The sequence below is a fragment of the Synechococcus sp. PH41509 genome (genome assembly GCF_020514285.1).
Taxonomy (GTDB): Bacteria; Cyanobacteriota; Cyanobacteriia; order PCC-6307; family Cyanobiaceae; genus Parasynechococcus.
The window spans coordinates 173,414-190,770 of record NZ_VTLD01000005.1 but is presented as its reverse complement, the minus strand read 5'-3'; the positions used below and the strand labels follow the sequence as shown (position 1 = coordinate 190,770).

Sequence of the window (17,357 nt, the reverse complement as noted above, 5' to 3'; positions counted from 1 at the left end):
GTATGGATGCGGGATGCGGGGGCGGTGGAGGGCCTCGATGCGTTGTATGGGCTCCATGTGGTGCCGAATCTGCCGGTGGGCACGGTCGGGATCAGACGGGGCTGTCTCACCGCGGCGGCCGGCGAGCTGGAGATCCTGGTGCAGGGGGAAGGGGGGCATGGTGCCCGCCCCCATCAGTCGGTGGATGCTATTTGGCTTGCCGCCCGCGTGATCACGGAGTTGCAACAGACGATCGCTCGCCGCTTGGATGCGTTGCAGCCGGTGGTCATCAGTTTCGGCAAGGTGGACGGGGGTCGCGCCTTCAATGTGATTGCTGATCAAGTGCGCTTGCTGGGCACGGTGCGCTGCCTGGATCTGCAGCAGCACGCCCAGTTGCCGGCTTGGATCGAAGAGACGGTGCAGGGGATTTGCGCTAGCGGAGGCGGCATGGCTGTGGTGAACTACCGCTGCATTGCGCCGCCGGTGCACAACGATCCGCAGCTCACGGATCTCCTCGAGCGCTGTGCGGTGGATTGTTTGGGCCGCGGCAAGGTGCTGCCGGTGGAGCAACCCTCCTTGGGGGCGGAAGACTTTGCTGAGTTGCTTCGGGATGTGCCGGGAATGATGGTGCGGCTTGGGGTTGCTGGGCCTGAAGGGTGTGCCCCGTTGCATAACGGGGCCTTCGCCCTGGAGGAGGATGCCCTCGGTGTTGGTATTGCCGTGCTCACTGCCACCTTGCTGGCTTGGATCGCGGAGAACGCTTCGTCATGAACCAACGCCGCGCTGTGATTTGGGTTTCCCTTGGGGCACCACTGCTGATCCTTCTGGCCCTGCTGGCCTCACATCAGCGTCAGGGGAAAGATCAAGTCCAGGTGCTTCCGGCGGTGCTGGTTGGTTCGGGCCTGATGATCAGCAGCGCTCTCGGTCGGCAGCGTCGCCGCGCCAGGCTGTTAGCCGATCTTCAGCGGGCGCGCACCCCCGGCAGCAACCCATGAGTGAGACCGACCCCCAGAAGCCTGATCTCGACACTGTGCGCCTGGCCATCGCTAGCGGAGACCCTGTGAAGGCGATGCCAGCGATCACCCAGCTTCGCCATTGCTCGGATGCGGAGGCGGTGCCGTTGCTGGTGCTGGGCACAGAGCAAAAACCCTTTTTGGTGCGCTCTTTGAGTTGCAGCGGCCTGGGCTACAAGCGCACTGAGCAGGGCTGGGCCGTGCTCAGTAAGTTGATCACTGCGGATGAGGACCCCAACGTCCGGGCCGAAGCAGCTAACTCCCTGGCCAGTTATGGAGTCGAGCGGGCCTGGCCTCTGCTGCTCTCGGCTTTCGAGGCGGACAACGCCTGGCTGGTGCGCTGCAGCATTTTGTCCGCCTTGGCGGAGCAGCCCGGCATTGATCTGGGTTGGTTGCTTGAATTGGCGACGATTGCCGTTGCCGATGCCGATGGCATTGTGCGGGTCAGTGGAGCTGAAATCCTGAGTCGGATCGTCCGGGAAGGGGGAAACGATCCCATTGCCCTGCAGGCCAGAAGCTTGTTGCAATCTCTGCAGCAGGACGGTGATCACCGTGTCGTGGCGGCAGTTCTAAACGGCCTGCAATCAAGCTAAAGCTTGCTTTCAGGAACGCTTGCTAGCTTTTAGACATCACTAGGGGTGTCTGAGTTCAAAACGCGCTCAGACTGAGATCACACCCTCCGAACCTGATCCCGGGTTATGCCGGCGCAGGGAAGTGTTTGAGCGTGATCTACGGCCAAAAAGTCGACCCCTGGGCAATCCGTCGCACCTCAGATCATGCGCGCTTCCTGGGTTGAGTCCCGCAAGGGCCAGGCCAATGTCTCTCAGATGCATTACGCCCGTCAGGGGCTAGTGACTGAAGAAATGGCCCATGTGGCCAAACGGGAGAACCTGCCCGAGTCGCTGGTGATGGAGGAAGTGGCTCGGGGGCGAATGATCATCCCGGCAAACGTCAATCACGCCAACCTGGAGCCGATGGCGATTGGCATCGCCAGCAAGTGCAAGGTGAACGCCAATATCGGCGCTTCACCCAATGCGTCGGACGCTGCCGAGGAGGTGAACAAGCTCAAGTTGGCGGTGAAGTACGGCGCCGACACGGTGATGGATCTCTCCACTGGCGGAGTGAATCTTGATGAGGTGCGCACCGCGATCATCAACGCGTCTCCGGTGCCCATCGGCACGGTGCCGGTGTATCAGGCGCTGGAAAGCGTGCATGGCTCAATCGAGAAGCTCGATGAGGATGACTTCCTCCACATCATTGAGAAGCACTGCCAGCAGGGAGTTGATTACCAGACCATCCACGCCGGTCTGTTGATCGAGCACCTGCCCAAGGTGAAGGGCCGCATTACCGGCATCGTCAGCCGTGGTGGCGGCATCTTGGCCCAATGGATGCTCTATCACCATCGCCAGAACCCTCTCTACACACGGTTCGACGACATCTGCGAGATTTTCAAGCGCTACGACTGCACCTTCTCGCTGGGTGATTCTCTGCGCCCTGGTTGCCAGCACGATGCCTCAGACGCCGCTCAACTGGCCGAACTGCACACCTTGGGCCAACTGACCCGTCGGGCTTGGAAGCACGACGTCCAGGTGATGGTGGAGGGCCCTGGCCACGTGCCGCTGGACCAGATCGAGTTCAACGTCAAAAAGCAGATGGAGGAGTGCAGCGAAGCACCCTTCTATGTGCTCGGCCCCCTGGTCACCGACATTGCCCCCGGTTACGACCACATCACCTCAGCCATTGGCGCGGCTATGGCCGGTTGGCATGGCACGGCGATGCTCTGCTACGTGACCCCGAAGGAGCATCTCGGTCTGCCCAATGCCGAAGACGTGCGCGAAGGCCTGATCGCCTACAAGATCGCTGCTCATGCGGCTGACATCGCCCGTCACCGCCCCGGTGCCCGGGACCGGGATGATGAGCTCAGCCGGGCCCGCTATGCCTTCGATTGGAACAAGCAGTTCGAGTTGTCCTTGGACCCTGAGCGGGCCAAGGAGTATCACGATGAAACCCTGCCTGCTGACATCTACAAGCAGGCTGAGTTTTGCTCCATGTGTGGACCGAAGCACTGCCCGATGCAGACCAAGATCACCGATGAGGACCTTGAAGGTCTGCAAAAGGTGCTCGAAACCAAAGCAGGCGCTGCAGAGCTCACTCCGGTCAAGCTCGACAAAGCTGATTGATCAGGTCGTTTGTATCCAGTCATTTGCCCGGCGTCCTTTCGGACGTCGGGCTTTTTTGTAGAAGCCACTAACCCCCCTGCCTAAGCAGGGGGGGGTTGAAGGGTTCTGTGGGGATCAGCCGAGCAGAGCTTTGGCCTTGGCGACCACGTTCTCCACGGTGAAACCGAATTCCTTGAGGCAGGTGCCGCCGGGGGCGGAAGCACCGAAGCGGTTCATGGTGACGCTGTCGCCATCCAGGCCGATGAAACGGTGCCAGCCGAAGGACTCAGCAGCTTCCACCACCATGCGCTTGCGCACGGCGTTGGGGAGCACTTCCTCCTTGTAGGCATCGGTCTGCTCGTCGAACAGTTCGACGCAGGGCATGGACACCACGCGCACCTGCTTGCCTTCAGCGGTGAGTTGCTTGGCTGCCTGAACGCAGAGGTCGAGCTCGGTGCCGGTACCGATCAAAATGAGATCGGGAGTGCCCGCGCAGTCTTCGAGCACGTAACCACCAAGTGCCACCTTGTCGATGGAGGAATTGGCCTGGTTGGCCATGCCCTGACGGCTGAGGCAGAGGGAGCTGGGACGATTTCGGTTTTGGATCGCCACCTTGTAAGCACCACTGGTCTCGTTGCCGTCTCCAGGACGGAACACCAACATCCCTGGCATCGCGCGGAGCGATGGGATGGTTTCGATCGGCTGGTGGGTGGGGCCGTCTTCGCCGACGCCGATGGAGTCGTGGGTGAGCACGTAGATCACACCCAGCATGCTCAGGGCAGATAGGCGCATGGAGCCGCGCATGTAGTCGGCGAACACCAGGAAGGTGCCGCCGTAGGGGATCAAACCACTGTTGTGATAAGCGATGCCGTTGAGGATGGCGGCCATGGCGTGCTCGCGCACACCGAAGTGGAGGTAGCGCTTTTCAGGGCTGCTGGCCTGGTAAGAGCCGGTTTCACCCTTTATGTCCGTGTAATTGGAGTGGGTGAGGTCAGCGGAGCCGCCAATGAGCTCGGGCAGGTTGGGTCCCAGAGCACCCAGGCAGATTTGGGAGTGCTTCCGGGTGGCCAATCCACCATCTTCCGGGGTGTAAGTGGGCAGGTCCTTGTCCCAACCCTCGGGTAGCTCTCCGCGCAGCATCCGCTCGAACTCGGCGGCTTCCGTGGGGTACTTGGTGCGGTAAGTGGCCAGGGTCTGGTTCCACTCGGCCTCGAGGCTGGCGCCACGGTCAATGGCTTGGCGGAACTGGTCGTAGGCGTCCTGTGGAATTTCGAAGGGGGCGTAGTCCCAACCCAGCTGCTGACGGGTCAGGGCTGCTTCCTCTTCACCCAGAGCAGCACCATGCACGCCGGCGGTGTCGGCCTTGTTGGGGGAGCCGTAGCCAATGATGGTGGTCACCTTGATGATCGACGGCTTGTCGGTCACTGCCTTGGCGGCTTCGATCGCTTTGGCGATGGCATCCACATCGGTGTTGCCCTCGGCCACGTGCTGTACGTGCCAGCCATAGGCCTCGTAGCGCTTCAGCACGTCCTCTGTGAAGGACACATCGGTGCGGCCGTCGATGGTGATGCTGTTGTCGTCGTACAGGGCGATCAGCTTGCCCAGCTTGAGGTGACCAGCCAGGGAGGCAGCTTCGGAAGAGACACCTTCTTGGTTACAGCCGTCACCCATCACCACATAGGTGTAGTGATCAACCACGGTGGCGTCAGCTTTGTTGAACTTGGCCGCCAGGTGGGATTCAGCGATGGCCAGACCCACTGCGTTGGAAATGCCGGCACCCAGAGGGCCGGTGGTCACTTCAACGCCCGGAGTTTCAAAGGTTTCGGGGTGACCGGGGGTTTTGGAGCCCCACTGACGGAACTGCTTGATGTCGTCGATGGTCACCGAGTCGTAGCCGGTGAGGTGCAGCAGGGCGTAGAGCAGCATGCAGCCGTGGCCAGCAGACAGCACGAAGCGGTCGCGGTTGAACCACTTGGGGTTCTTGGGGTTGTGCTTGAGGAACTTGTCCCAGAGCGCATAACCCATGGGTGCGCAGCCCATCGGCAGGCCGGGGTGGCCGCTGTTGGACTTGTTGATGGCGTCGACAGCCAGCATCCGAATGCTGTTGATGCAGAGCGTGTCGAGTGACGCGGGCGCAGCGACCATGGTGTTAGTAGGAAAGTTGGAGCGATTTTGACGCACGGCGTGAGCGGTAAGGCTCAGCGGGCGCGTTTGAAAGCCAGGCAGACGTTGTGGCCGCCGAAGCCGAAGGAGTTGGACAAGACGGTTCCCAGTGTCTGATCCCGCGCCGTATTCGGCACGACATCCAGATCACAGTCGGGATCCGGGGTGGTGTGGTTGATCGTGGGGGGCACGACGCCGTGTTGCAGCGCCAGCACGCAGGCCACGGCTTCGATGCCGCCGGAGCCACCCAGCAGGTGACCGGTCATCGATTTGGTGGAGCTCACGGGAATCTGCAGCGCACGGTCGCCCAGTGCGCTCTTGATCGCCGAGGTCTCGTTCTTGTCGTTCGCCGGGGTGCTGGTGCCGTGGGCGTTGACATAGTCGATTTCCGAAGCATCGATCCCGCCATCGGCCAGGGCCAGGCGCATCGCTTCAGCTCCCCCGACGCCGCCGGGCGTGGGTGAGGTGATGTGGTGGGCATCGCAGGTCATGCCGTAGCCCACCACTTCGGCGAGGATCTTGGCGCCACGGGCTTGGGCATGCTCGAGCGTTTCGAGCACCAGCACGCCAGCACCTTCACCGATCACAAAGCCATCCCGCTCTTTGTCGAACGGACGACTAGCCGTGGCCGGATCGTCATTGCGGAACGACAAGGCCTTGGCGCTGGCGAAGCCGGCAACCCCTAGGGGAGTGATCGCCGATTCGGCGCCACCGCAAACCATCGCGTCCGCCTTGCCCAGCTGCAGTAACCGGAAGGCATCACCAACAGCATTGGAGCCGGCGGCGCAGGCGGTGGCCACAGCAGAGCTGGGGCCTTTGGTGCCCAGGGCAATCGCCGCTAAACCTGTGGCCATATTGGGGATCATCATCGGCACCGTGAACGGGCTCACCCGTCCCGGACCGCGGCCCTCGAGCACGTGGGCTTGGGTTTCCATCGTCAGCAGTCCGCCGACGCCGGAGCCGATGATCGTGCCGATTCGATCCGCATTCGCGTCGTTGATGTCAAGGCCGGCATGGGCCACAGCCTGCTTGGCTGCCACCACGCCGAACTTGCAGAACCGATCCCAGCGCTTGGCTTCCTTCGGTTCGATGAAACCTGTCGGATCGAAATCCTTCACCTCCGCCGCAAAGCGACAGGCGTGCTCAGATGCATCGAACAGGGTAATGGACTCTACTCCGTTGCTGCCGGAGGTGAGGCCGTTCCAGTAATCCTGAACCGTGTTGCCGATCGGTGTGACCGCGCCGAGGCCGGTAATGACGACGCGATGGAGACCATCCACCATTGCGTTGTTCAGGCTTGCTTGTCTTCGATGTATTTGACGGCGTCGCCAACGGTGGTGATGCCTTCAGCAGCTTCGTCGGGAATCTCGATGTCGAAGGCCTCTTCCAGGGCCATCACGAGTTCCACGGTGTCCAGAGAATCAGCACCCAGATCGTTCTGGAAGTTGGATTCCGGCTTCACTTCGCCGGAGTCAACACTCAGTTGCTCCGCAACGATCGAACGGACCTTCTCGAGGATCGCTTCCTGGGACATAGCCGTGGCAACGGGACGCTGCATCTTACGGGCACGCCCTCAGGGATCACCTCGCGAAGTGCCCCCGCCGTTAACAACGGTGACGGCATGGCCAAGGACTTCTCAGGGAGGGGTACGTTTGCTTCAAGCCTTCGTATGAATCGGGCACATGTCCCACGCCGTCAAGATCTACGACACCTGCATCGGTTGCACCCAGTGCGTGCGTGCCTGCCCTCTCGACGTGCTTGAGATGGTGCCATGGGACGGCTGTAAGGCCGGCCAGATCGCGTCATCGCCGCGCACCGAAGACTGTGTGGGTTGCAAGCGCTGCGAAACCGCCTGCCCTACCGACTTCCTGAGCATCCGCGTCTATCTCGGAGATGAGACGACCCGCTCGATGGGCCTGGCCTACTGATTTGAACCGCTTCACCTCATAAGCTCTGCCCGGCTTCAGCCGGGCTTTTTTTGTATGTGCGGAATCGTTGCCCTGGTGGGCTCCCGAGAAGCGGCACCCCAGCTGCTGGAGGGACTTCGTCAGCTGGAGTACCGCGGTTACGACTCCGCCGGGATTGCGACGGTTGATGCTCCAGGGGTGCTGACCTGTCTGCGGGCGAAGGGCAAGCTGCGCAACCTCACCGCCTTAGTGGAGGCTCAAGGGGCTCCCGGGCAATGCGGCATTGGCCATACCCGCTGGGCCACCCACGGCAAACCGGAGGAGCGCAATGCCCATCCACACCGCAGCAGTGATGGGGCTGTGGCCGTGGTGCAGAACGGAATTATTGAGAATCACCGTTCCCTGCGGGAGCAGCTGCAGGCTTCAGGGGTGGTGTTTCAGTCGGAGACGGACACCGAGGTGATTCCTCATCTTCTTGCTGTGGAGCTTCAGCAGCTGCAAGCAGGGGGCGGCACCCCAGGCGGTGGTCTTTTGCTGGAGGCTCTGCAGCGGGTGCTGCCCAAGTTGCAAGGGGCCTATGCCCTGGCGGTGATCTGGAATCAGGCGCCGGGTGCACTTGTGGTGGCTCGCAAGGCGGCACCCCTCTTGATCGGGTTGGGTGAAGGGGAATTCCTCTGTGCCAGCGACACACCGGCCTTAGCAGGTTTCACCCGCACGATCTTGCCGATGGAAGACGGCGAGGTGGCCTTGCTCTCACCCCTTGGCGTTGAGCTCTACGACGCCGCAGGGGTGCGCCAGCAACGCATGCCCACCCAGCTCAGCGGGGTGGATCATGTGGCGGACAAACGCGAGTTCCGCCACTTCATGCTCAAGGAAATCCATGAGCAACCGGAAACCGCGGAGCTGTGGGTGGCCCGCCATCTGCCCCAGGGGCTGGCGACTGAGCAGCCGGTGGCGCTGCCGATGGATGATGCCTTCTACGCAGGGATCGAGCGGATTCAGATCCTGGCCTGCGGCACCAGCCGCCACGCCGCGATGGTGGGGGCCTACCTGTTGGAGCAGTTCGCAGGAATACCCACATCGGTGCATTACGCCAGTGAATTCCGTTACGCCCCGCCGCCGCTGGCTCCCCACACCCTCACCATTGGCGTCACCCAGTCCGGTGAAACGGCAGACACCCTGGCCGCCCTGGCCATGGAGGCGGAGCGGCGTCTGGCCCATGGGGATCCGGCCTTTGCCCCCCGCCAACTGGGGGTGACCAACCGTCCGGAAAGCTCCCTGTCGCGTCAGGTGCCGCACATTCTCGATATCGGGGCCGGTATCGAAGTCGGCGTGGCCGCCACCAAGACCTTCCTCGGCCAGCTCTTGGCTTTCTATGGCTTGGCCATGGCGTTTGCTGCCCGTCGTGGCGCACGCTCCGCGGCTGAGATCAAAGCGTTGGCGGATGAATTGCGGACCTTGCCTCAGCAGCTGCGTCAGCTGGTGGATCTGCATGATCAGCGCTCGGAGGCCCTGGCCCACCGCTTTGCCGACACTCAGGATGTGATTTTCCTGGGCCGGGGCATCAACTACCCGATTGCTCTGGAAGGAGCGTTGAAACTGAAGGAAATCAGCTACATCCATGCCGAGGGTTACCCAGCGGGTGAGATGAAGCATGGGCCGATCGCCCTTCTGGATTCCCGGGTGCCAGTGGTGTCGATCGCCGTGCCCGGTGTGGTGTTCGAAAAGGTTCTCAGCAACGCTCAGGAAGCCAAGGCCCGCGACGCGCAGTTGATCGGTGTGGCGCCCCAGGGGCCCGATACCGATTTGTTTGACGAACTGCTGCCGGTTCCCTCCGTCAGTGAGTGGGTCAGCCCTCTGCTCACCGTCGTTCCGATGCAGTTGCTGAGCTACCACATCGCGGCCCATCGCGGCCTGGATGTGGATCAACCCCGCAACCTTGCCAAGAGCGTGACGGTGGAGTGAACCTCAGCTGGCACTGATGCTGAGATCGCTGCGGCCGTAGCGGTCTTGGAAACGCACGATGTCGTCTTCGCCGAGGTAAGTGCCGCTTTGGATCTCGATCAGTTCCACCGGGATCCGGCCGGGATTGGACAGGCGGTGTTTACAGCCCATCGGGATGTAGGTGCTCTGGTTTTCCCCCACCAGCTGCTCGTCTCCATCGCGCTCCACCAGGGCCGTGCCCTTCACCACCACCCAGTGCTCAGCGCGATGGTGATGCATCTGCAAGGAAAGGCTCGCGCCGGGTTTCACTGAGATTCGCTTCACCTGCCAGCGGCTGTCTTCCACGACACCGGTGTAATGACCCCAAGGGCGATAGATCTTGCGATGCGCCTTGCCCTCCGGACTGCCCTCGGCCTCCAGCTGCTTCACCACGGTCTTGATCTCCTGGGCTTTAGAGCGATCCGCAATCAACACGGCATCGTCGGTTTCCACCACCACCAGGTTTTCAACCCCCAGGCCCACCACCAGCCGGTGTTCGCTGCGCAGGTAGCAGTTCCGGCTGCCTTCGGAGATCACGTGGCCCTGCAGCACATTGCCTTGGGAATCCCGATTTTCAGAGGTTTCCCAGAGGGCACTCCAGCTACCGACATCGCTCCATCCCGCGTCCAGCGGCAGCACACTGCCCAGTTCTGTTTTTTCCATCACGGCCACATCAATGGCCACGTTGGGGCACTTGGCAAAGGCCTCCCGTTCCAGCCGATGGAATTCCAGGTCGGCCGTGTCCTGCTCAAGAGCCGCCCGGCAGCAGCTCACCACTTCTGGGGCCAGGCGCTCCAGTTCCGCCAGCATGGCGCTGGCCCGGAACAGGAACATGCCGCTGTTCCAGGTGAAGCGGCCGGTGGCTAGAAATTGTTCTGCCGTTGCTTGGTCGGGCTTCTCCACAAAACGCTTGATCGGCACATGCTCGGGTCCATTGAGCGAGAACGGTTCGCTGGCCTCGATGTAGCCATAGCCGGTTTCTGGTGCTGTCGGCACGATGCCGAAGGTCACCAGGCGCCCCTCCTCGGCAGGTTTGCGTCCAGCGTCGATGGCCCGGCGGAATTGGGCGGCATCGCGGATCAGGTGATCCGCCGCCAGCACCAGCAGCAGCGGGTCGTCGCCGTTGGCCGTGGCCTGCAGTGCGGCCACCGTCACGGCTGGGGCGGTGTTGCGGCCCATCGGCTCCAGAAGGATCGCGTTCGGCTCGACCCCGATCTGTCGCATTTGTTCAGCCACGATGAAGCGGTGATCTTCGTTGCAGAGCAACAGCGGAGCCGCGAGGGCCTCCAGACCATTGAGGCGTTGCTGGGTCTGTTGCAGCAGCGTCGCTTCGCTGTCACCACTTAACGGCCAGTACTGCTTGGGATAACTCGCTCGCGACAGCGGCCACAGGCGCGTGCCGGTTCCTCCGCAGAGGATCACAGGAATCAGCGGTGTGGAGGCCATCTCGTCCTGAAGGCGGTGACCCAGATTCGCTTGCCTCAGGGGCTTCTGTCGATGCCCTGGAGGGGATGGATTCGCTTTAGAGCTCCAGCAGGCCCGGCGGCGGGGTAATGAGCAGCCAGCCATTCTCGAGCTGCACCTCCGGAACGATCGCTTCCACGAATGGAATCAGAAGCTTGCGTCCATCGGCTGTTTTGATCTCGAGCAGTTCGTTGCCGCCGCTGATCAGGTCGGTCACCGTGCCGATGGCTGGGCCATCAGTTGTGAGTCTTGCCTCCAGCCCGACAAGATCGAGCAGGTGAAATTCCCCCTCCGCCAGTTCGGGCCGATCGTCTCCCGCCACCAGCAGCTCCTGCCCCACTAGGGCCTCGGCGGCGCTGCGGTTGTCGACTCCTTCGAACCGCACCACGAACAGCGACTTGCCAGGCAGTTGCCTGCCTTTCTTGAGCCGGATTTCCGTGGGCTCACCCCCTTGGCGGCTGCGCAGCCACCGAGGACCCGGTGCCGTGAAGCGCTCTGGGAAATCACTGGCGGGGTTGACCCGCAGTTCCCCCTGCAGCCCTTGGACCCCCACGATCTTGCCGACGCTCAGCCAGTCGTCGCTTTCTGCCATGCCATCCGCAGCACACTCTGCCGATAATGGCGCCAGATCCGTCCGCGACCGAGCCATGGCGTCTGCACCTGCTCCCATCCTTCCTGGCTCCACGGTGACCGTGGCTGATGCCACCTCGATTTACAACGGCTACACCGGCTTCGTGCAGCGGATCAGCGGCGACCGTGCGGCCGTTCTGTTTGAAGGCGGCAACTGGGACAAGTTGGTGACCCTGCGGTTGAAAGACCTCCAGCCGGCATAGGGCGATGGACACCGACCGCAGCCTGCGTCAACGCTTGCGGGCCACGGTGCTGGAAGCCAGCACTCCAGCGGGCAAGGCCTACAACGCCGTCATTTTCGGGGCAATTCTGTTGAGCGTTCTGGCGTTGCTGCTGGAGCCGGACCCCTTGGGCAACTCAGCCCTGCGCCAGACGAATGTGCTTTGGATCGATCTGGTTCAAAACCTTTGTCTTGCGGTGTTTGCGGCGGATTTCGTGCTGCATCTGGCCTTGGTGGAGAAGCCCCGGCGCTATTTGTTCAGCTTCACCGGATTGATTGACGCCTCAGCGGTGCTGTTCTTCTTCGTGCCGCAGGTGCGCAGTGAGCTGTTGCTGTGGGTGTTCAAGTTTGGCCGCATCTTGCGGGTGTTCAAGCTGCTCAAGTTCATTGATGAGGCCCGCGTGCTGGGCCAGGCGCTGCGGGGCAGTGCTCGCACCATTGGCGTCTTCCTGTTCTTTGTGTTTCTGCTGCAGGTCGTTCTCGGCTACAGCATCTTCGTGATCGAGAGTGTTCGGCCGGATTCCCAGTTCCAGACGGTGGCGAGTGGCGTCTACTGGGCGATCGTGACGATGACCACGGTTGGATACGGCGATGTGGTGCCTCAGACGGAACTGGGGCGGTTGCTGGCCTCGGTGGTGATGCTCTTGGGTTTCGGCATCATTGCCATCCCCACCGGGATCTTGACGGTGTCGGGAGTGCGGCATCACCAGCAGAAAGGGGTGGATGTGATCTGCAGCAGCTGTGGGCGTCAGGGGCATCGCAGGGATGCCCTTCATTGCGATGCCTGCGGTGCCTTGCTGCCCGCCAGAATCTGAAGGCCGGCAGCGGCGGCGTTCTGCTCCGCTTCCTTGCGGGAGCGGCCCTTCGCTTCGGCCAGCTGCCTGTCTTGGATGCTCACCTGGCACTGGAAGCGCTCAGGATCGCCGTGCCTCTTGCTGCGTTCTTCAGTGCGGTAGGTCGGCAGTCCAAGGCCCTGGCCCTGGGTCCATTCCTGCAGGCTGGATTTGCTGTTGAACTCGTGGGGAGTTGCCAGCACCGCTTCAGCTGTGGCGTGCCAGTGAGGGGCGAGCCAGCGGTGAATCGCCTGCAGGTTGCCAAGGGCGGTGTACAACGCTCCGATCAGCGCTTCGGTGGCATCGGCCCGCAGCCTCGATTGAGCAGAACGATCCCCCTGGGCGTGTCGCCCCAGCAGCAGATGCGTCTCAATGGCAAGCGTTGCACCCACGGCCGCCAGCCAGCGGTCGCTGACGAGTTGAGCCCGCAGGTTTGAGCAGGCCCCCACGCTGAGATCAGCATGGTGGCGGTCGATGAATTCGGTGGCGGCGAGCCGCAGCACCGCATCGCCGAGGAATTCCAGCCGTTCCAGGTTGCTGGCGCGACCGGTCGAGACGTGGGTGAGGGCCTGATCCACCTGGGCCAGCAGTTCCAGGTCGATTGGGATTTCAGCGTCCAGGCGCTGGATCAGGCCGGTGAGCTCTGCGGCGCGGGATGGATCCACAGGCACTCCTGAGCAACGCTGATAAGGGGTTGAAAGCAGGACATAAGCCGGGTTCTGTTCACGCCACCACAGAGTTTGATCTGCAGAGGGTGGGTGGCTATCTATCTGGGACCGCCGTTGCCGACGGCCTCGAGCGGCGCGTTCAAGCGGAACGGGGCCGATGGCCAGCCGTCGTTCCTTGGCCTTGCTCCCAGCCGGGGTTTACCGAGCCAGCACCTCTCGATGCTGCTGGTGCGCTCTTACCGCACCTTTGCACCCTTGCCTGTGCCGGTGAACCGGCCATCGGCGGTGTGTTTCTGTGGCACTCTCCTCACGGTCACCCGCACTGGGCGTTACCCAGCAAGCCTGGCCATCAGGGAGCCCGGACTTTCCTCAGCCGACACTCAAAGAGATCGGCCGCAACCACCTCGCCTGCTTTCAGATCTCATCATGCCTCGTGGGCATAATTCAGAGGTCTGGGGCTGTAGCTCAGCTGGATAGAGCGACGGTTTCCTAAACCGTAGGTCGTGGGTTCGAGTCCCGCCAGCCCCGTGAGAATCGCTGAAGAAGTAGTTAACGCTACATCTGGTGGGGTGGGCAGATCGCTCACCACCGCTAGGGTTGCTTCAACCGTGTGGGTGCCATGACCCAGCTTCACGATCTACGTCTGCGGCTGTTGGTGCAGCAGGAAAGCGAGCGGATTGCGGAGTCCCAGCCCACGGATCTCGATCTATCGGTGGTTCAGGCCCGTTGCCTCTGCTGGCTGGCTCTGTTGGCGGAAGCCCATGAAGATCAAGCCAGTGATGCCGAACGTCGGGGTGACACTGAACAGGCCATGGGGTGGTTTGCTGATTCGATGCGGCTGCGGGATGTGATCGGTGTGGTCTCCTCCATTGAGATCCCGCTGCCCGACACGGCTGGAGAGGATGGCCCTCAGTCTGAAGAGGATCTGGGACAGCAGGCAGCTTGATCGGTGGCATAGTGGGAGATGACCGCGAGGGACTGCATTGCCGGAAGAGCCCTGCCAGTGCCCGGATTGCCAACGGTTTTACCGAGAGCATGACCGGCTGATCCGGGAATCGCCCACGCTTCGTCAGCAGCAGGAGCTCAACTGGGCAGCCCTCCAATCGTTTCGCACCCTTTCTGGCCGGGTTCTGGAAGATCTCCAGAGACAGCACAGCTCCCGCCAGACCGCTGATGCAGCTGCCAAGCCGGCAGCACCGAGTTCCCCACTGCCTGAGGAATCGGGAGATTCACTTCAGCAGGCCATTGCCGATCTGGAGAACATCAACGCCCATCTGTTCTCGATCGAGGCCTTGATGGAGCGCGTGTTTGATGTTCGCGTCCCTGAGGAGATCGAACAGAAGTTCCGCGAATTGGCCGGTGAGTTGGCTCCTGACCCGTTGAATGTGGATCGTCTCCGGCTCAACCGTCTGTTGCATCAGACTCCCGACTTACCCGACCGCAGCTGATCCAGCTGTGCATTCAGAGGAGTTGTTAGGGGTGCTGTGGCGCCGGCATAACTGAGCAATCATTCCCTCCTCATTGCTGGTGTAAGAGCACGGAAAAGTCTCCCCACCAGCCCAAGGCCTGCTGCATTCCTTCTGAAGCTGCAGGACGTGTGTTCTGATTCTGAGCCTCATCCCAGATGAAAGCCCCGGTGGAATCCACCAGGGCTTGCTTGAGGCTGGAACTGCTCAGATTGATCTTTAGGCAGAGGTCGCCGATCAGCGCACGTCGCAGGTGATCTCCACGTTGAGTGGGTCTACGGCCCAGATGTTGTTGCAGTACTCGCTGATGGATCGGTCGGAAGAGAAGAATCCGGTGCGAGCCGTGTTGAGCAGAGACATCCGATTCCAGTGCATCCGGTCGCTCCAGGCGTGGCTGACTGCGTCCTGGGCCCGCAGGTAGTCGGCGTAGTCGGCCATGACATAGAAGGGGTCGTTGCCGGTGAGGTTGTCGAGCAGAGGGCGGAACAGCTCGCCGTCGCCGTTGCTGAAGTGGCCCATCTCGATTAGCCGCAGGGCTTCCTGCAGTTCCGGCAGCGCGGCGATCACATCGCCTGGGCGGTAGCCACCCTGCTTCAAGGCCGTGATTTCCTCCACGGTTTTGCCGAACAGGAAGAAGTTCTGGGCACCGACGAGCTCCCGGATCTCCACATTGGCTCCATCAAGGGTGCCAATGGTCAGGGCACCATTCATGGCGAACTTCATGTTGCCGGTACCGGAGGCTTCCTTCCCGGCGGTGGAGATCTGTTCAGAAAGATCCGAGGCGGGGTAAACCTGCTCGCCCAGCTTCACGTTGTAATCCGGCAGGAACACCACTCGCAGCAGGCCATCCATGTCGGGGTCGGCGTTGATGGTGTCGGCAATGCCGTTGATGAAGCGGATGATCAACTTCGCCATGTAGTAACCGGGAGCAGCCTTGCCACCGAAGATCACGGTGCGGGGTGCCATGCCGTCGGTCTGACCGTTCTTGATCCGTAGGTACTGGGTAATCACCTGCAGTGCATTGAGGTGTTGGCGCTTGTATTCGTGGATGCGCTTCACCTGCACGTCGAACAGGCTGGCGGGATCCACTAGCACGCCTGTGTTGCGGTGGATGTAGGTGGCCAGCTTGCGTTTTACGGACAGCTTGGTGTTGCCCCAAAGCTCGAGGAAGCCATGGTCGTTCTGCCTTTCCTCCAGCTTGCGCAAGTTCTCCATGTTGGAGATCCAGTCTGGTCCTACGTGCTCATCCAGCAGGGCAGACATCTCGGGGTTGGCCAGGGCAACCCAGCGGCGCGGGGTGACGCCATTGGTGACGTTGGTGAATTTCTCCGGCCAGAGTGCTGCGAACTCCGGCAGCAGGTCGGTTTTCACCAGATCGGAGTGAAGTGCTGCCACACCATTGACGTGGTGAGCGCCGATCGTTGCCAGGTGTGCCATGCGCACGGCTTTGCTTCCCTCTTCATCGATGATCGAGAGCTTGCGCTGGATGGCGTCGTTGCCTGGGTAGCGCAGTCGCACCTGCTGCAGGAAACGCCGGTTGATCTCGTAAATCAGTTCGAGATGGCGAGGCAGCAGGCTGCTGAAAAGGTCGAGATCCCACTTTTCCAGAGCCTCGGGCAGCAGGGTGTGGTTGGTGTAAGCCACGGATCGGGAGGTGATGTCCCAGGCCTTATCCCACTCCAGATGCCGATCGTCGATCAGCAGGCGCATCAGCTCCGCAACGGCGATGGCCGGATGGGTGTCGTTGAGCTGAACCGTCCAGTAGTCGGCGAAGTCTTCGACGGCTAGTCCTCGGTTGTCGAGGCTGCGCAGCATGTCCTGAAGCGAGCAGCTGACGAAAAAGTGCTGCTGCTTGAGGCGCAGACGCCGACCTTCATCGGTGCCGTCATTGGGGTAAAGCACCTTGGAGAGCGTCTCGCTGCCCACCTTTTCCTCAACAGCGCCGTAGTAGTCGCCGATGTTGAAGGCATAGAAGTCGAAGCTTTCGGTGGCATCGGCACGCCAGAGCCGCAGTCGATCGCAGATGTTGACCCGATAGCCCAGCACCGGCACGTCATGGGGGATGCCAATCGCGTGCTCCGCCGGGATCCAGCGCGAGCGGTAGTTGCCCTTGTCATCGATGTAGCTCTCGGTGCGGCCACCGAAGCCGACGAAGCAGGCCTCATCGGGCTGGGGCAGTTCCCAGGGCCAGCCGCCCTTGAGCCATTTGTCGGTGATCTCCACCTGCCAGCCATCCCTGATCAGCTGGTCGAAGATGCCGAATTCATAACGGATGCCATACCCGGTGGCCGGGATCTTCAGGCTCGCCAGCGACTCCATGTAACAAGCCGCCAGACGCCCGAGCCCGCCGTTGCCCAGACCCGGTTCCTCCTCCACATCCAGGATCTGCTGCAACGACTCAATGCCGAAATTCTTGAGTGCGTCCTCGGCCTCCTTCTGAATCCCCAGGTTCAGCAGGTTGCTGTGGAGTTGCGGACCAATCAGGAATTCCGCCGACAGATAGGCCACCGATTTCTGCGGGTGGGCCCGCATCGCCTCAGTGGTGGCGAGATATCGCATCATCAAGCGGTCGCGCACCGCATAGCTCAGGGCCATGTAGAGGTCATGGCGGCTGGCGGTGGGAGCGAGCTTGCCGAGCGTGAAGAACAGGTGCTCGGTCATGCCGTCGAACACGCTCTTGGCATCCAGCCCGGCGCGTTCGGGGTCGTTGTAACAGCCGGGGGTCGGCAGACGCAGATCGAAGGGTTGGGAGATGGTCATAGGTGTTCAGCGAGCTATGGAGCGTGGAATCACCGTCAGGCCAGGGGTGCTCGGAGCCCAACTCAATGAATTACTTGGACCGTAGCGATCACAACTAGGGCTGCCTGCAAAA

17 protein-coding genes, 1 tRNA gene, 1 other RNA gene and 1 riboswitch are annotated in these 17,357 nt (G+C 61.8%); of the genes, 11 read left to right on the top strand and 8 right to left on the bottom strand.

All coding sequences use genetic code 11. From position 1 onward, the window contains the following. From FZZ88_RS03160 to thiC, 4 genes are all read left to right on the top strand, one after another. Positions 1-750, top strand: a 750-nt coding sequence (locus FZZ88_RS03160; protein WP_230332806.1) for an amidohydrolase, incomplete at its 5' end; no start/stop codon positions are given. Next, positions 747-974 carry a DUF3188 domain-containing protein gene (locus FZZ88_RS03155; RefSeq protein WP_115024832.1) on the top strand — a complete coding sequence of 76 codons (228 nt, stop codon included), beginning with the start codon at positions 747-749 and terminating at the stop codon, positions 972-974. The genes FZZ88_RS03160 and FZZ88_RS03155, both read left to right, overlap by 4 nt. Further along, on the top strand, positions 971-1,585 hold the full coding sequence (locus FZZ88_RS03150; RefSeq protein WP_166015782.1) for a HEAT repeat domain-containing protein: 615 nt from the start codon (positions 971-973) through the stop codon (positions 1,583-1,585). The genes FZZ88_RS03155 and FZZ88_RS03150 overlap by 4 nt, the downstream gene beginning before the upstream one ends. Positions 1,586-1,616: 31 nt before the next feature. Continuing rightward, positions 1,617-1,722, top strand: a riboswitch (TPP riboswitch). A gap of 46 nt (positions 1,723-1,768) precedes the next feature. Continuing rightward, positions 1,769-3,172 (top strand): phosphomethylpyrimidine synthase ThiC, encoded by a 1,404-nt coding sequence (gene thiC, locus FZZ88_RS03145; protein WP_166015780.1) that lies wholly within the window; start codon positions 1,769-1,771, stop codon positions 3,170-3,172. A 114-nt stretch (positions 3,173-3,286) separates the two neighbouring features. Here thiC and tkt read toward each other — a convergent pair whose 3' ends face one another. The 3 genes from tkt to acpP are packed head-to-tail and all read right to left on the bottom strand — an operon-like array spanning position 3,287 to position 6,848. Next, positions 3,287-5,296, bottom strand: coding sequence for a transketolase (gene tkt / locus FZZ88_RS03140; protein WP_166015778.1), 2,010 nt, complete (start codon positions 5,294-5,296; stop codon positions 3,287-3,289). Between the two features lie 53 nt (positions 5,297-5,349). Then, positions 5,350-6,597: a beta-ketoacyl-ACP synthase II gene (fabF, locus tag FZZ88_RS03135; protein WP_166015776.1), complete on the bottom strand. Its 1,248-nt coding sequence runs from the start codon at positions 6,595-6,597 to the stop codon at positions 5,350-5,352. 8 nt (positions 6,598-6,605) lie between these two features. Continuing rightward, positions 6,606-6,848 carry an acyl carrier protein gene (gene acpP / locus FZZ88_RS03130; protein WP_011363161.1) on the bottom strand — a complete coding sequence of 81 codons (243 nt, stop codon included), beginning with the start codon at positions 6,846-6,848 and terminating at the stop codon, positions 6,606-6,608. Between the two features lie 148 nt (positions 6,849-6,996). Here acpP and psaC point away from each other — a divergent pair, with 148 nt between their 5' ends. Next, complete coding sequence (gene psaC, locus FZZ88_RS03125; RefSeq protein ID WP_006850103.1) at positions 6,997-7,242, top strand: photosystem I iron-sulfur center protein PsaC; 246 nt, start codon at positions 6,997-6,999, stop codon at positions 7,240-7,242. Between the two features lie 54 nt (positions 7,243-7,296). Then, positions 7,297-9,186, top strand: coding sequence for a glutamine--fructose-6-phosphate transaminase (isomerizing) (gene glmS, locus FZZ88_RS03120; RefSeq protein WP_166015774.1), 1,890 nt, complete (start codon positions 7,297-7,299; stop codon positions 9,184-9,186). Positions 9,187-9,189: 3 nt separating this feature from the next. Here glmS and FZZ88_RS03115 read toward each other — a convergent pair whose 3' ends face one another. After that, complete coding sequence (locus FZZ88_RS03115) at positions 9,190-10,650, bottom strand: mannose-1-phosphate guanylyltransferase/mannose-6-phosphate isomerase (protein WP_166015772.1); 1,461 nt, start codon at positions 10,648-10,650, stop codon at positions 9,190-9,192. A 76-nt stretch (positions 10,651-10,726) separates the two neighbouring features. Further along, the gene (gene rimM, locus FZZ88_RS03110) at positions 10,727-11,260 is read right to left on the bottom strand and encodes a ribosome maturation factor RimM (RefSeq protein WP_166016440.1); all 534 of its coding nucleotides are present in this window, start codon (positions 11,258-11,260) and stop codon (positions 10,727-10,729) included. 55 nt (positions 11,261-11,315) lie between these two features. Here rimM and FZZ88_RS03105 point away from each other — a divergent pair, with 55 nt between their 5' ends. After that, positions 11,316-11,501 (top strand): NAD(P)H dehydrogenase subunit NdhS, encoded by a 186-nt coding sequence (locus FZZ88_RS03105; RefSeq protein WP_115024823.1) that lies wholly within the window; start codon positions 11,316-11,318, stop codon positions 11,499-11,501. A gap of 4 nt (positions 11,502-11,505) precedes the next feature. Next, positions 11,506-12,333 carry an ion transporter gene (locus tag FZZ88_RS03100; RefSeq protein ID WP_166015770.1) on the top strand — a complete coding sequence of 276 codons (828 nt, stop codon included), beginning with the start codon at positions 11,506-11,508 and terminating at the stop codon, positions 12,331-12,333. Here FZZ88_RS03100 and rnc read toward each other — a convergent pair. Next, the gene (gene rnc / locus FZZ88_RS03095) at positions 12,291-13,016 is read right to left on the bottom strand and encodes a ribonuclease III (RefSeq protein ID WP_166015768.1); all 726 of its coding nucleotides are present in this window, start codon (positions 13,014-13,016) and stop codon (positions 12,291-12,293) included. The genes FZZ88_RS03100 and rnc overlap by 43 nt on opposite strands. A gap of 27 nt (positions 13,017-13,043) precedes the next feature. Next, positions 13,044-13,435, bottom strand: an RNA gene (gene rnpB, locus FZZ88_RS03090) — RNase P RNA component class A. Between the two features lie 38 nt (positions 13,436-13,473). Between rnpB and FZZ88_RS03085 the strand changes: the two genes are divergently transcribed. From FZZ88_RS03085 to FZZ88_RS03075, 3 genes are all read left to right on the top strand, one after another. Then, positions 13,474-13,547 (top strand) — tRNA-Arg (locus tag FZZ88_RS03085). Positions 13,548-13,638: 91 nt separating this feature from the next. Further along, on the top strand, positions 13,639-13,965 hold the full coding sequence (locus FZZ88_RS03080) for a hypothetical protein (RefSeq protein WP_115024821.1): 327 nt from the start codon (positions 13,639-13,641) through the stop codon (positions 13,963-13,965). A gap of 37 nt (positions 13,966-14,002) precedes the next feature. Next, complete coding sequence (locus FZZ88_RS03075; protein ID WP_115024820.1) at positions 14,003-14,467, top strand: hypothetical protein; 465 nt, start codon at positions 14,003-14,005, stop codon at positions 14,465-14,467. 255 nt (positions 14,468-14,722) lie between these two features. Here the strand turns inward: FZZ88_RS03075 and FZZ88_RS03070 are convergent, their stop codons facing one another. Next, positions 14,723-17,245 (bottom strand): glycogen/starch/alpha-glucan phosphorylase, encoded by a 2,523-nt coding sequence (locus tag FZZ88_RS03070; protein WP_166015766.1) that lies wholly within the window; start codon positions 17,243-17,245, stop codon positions 14,723-14,725. Positions 17,246-17,357 lie beyond the last annotated feature (112 nt).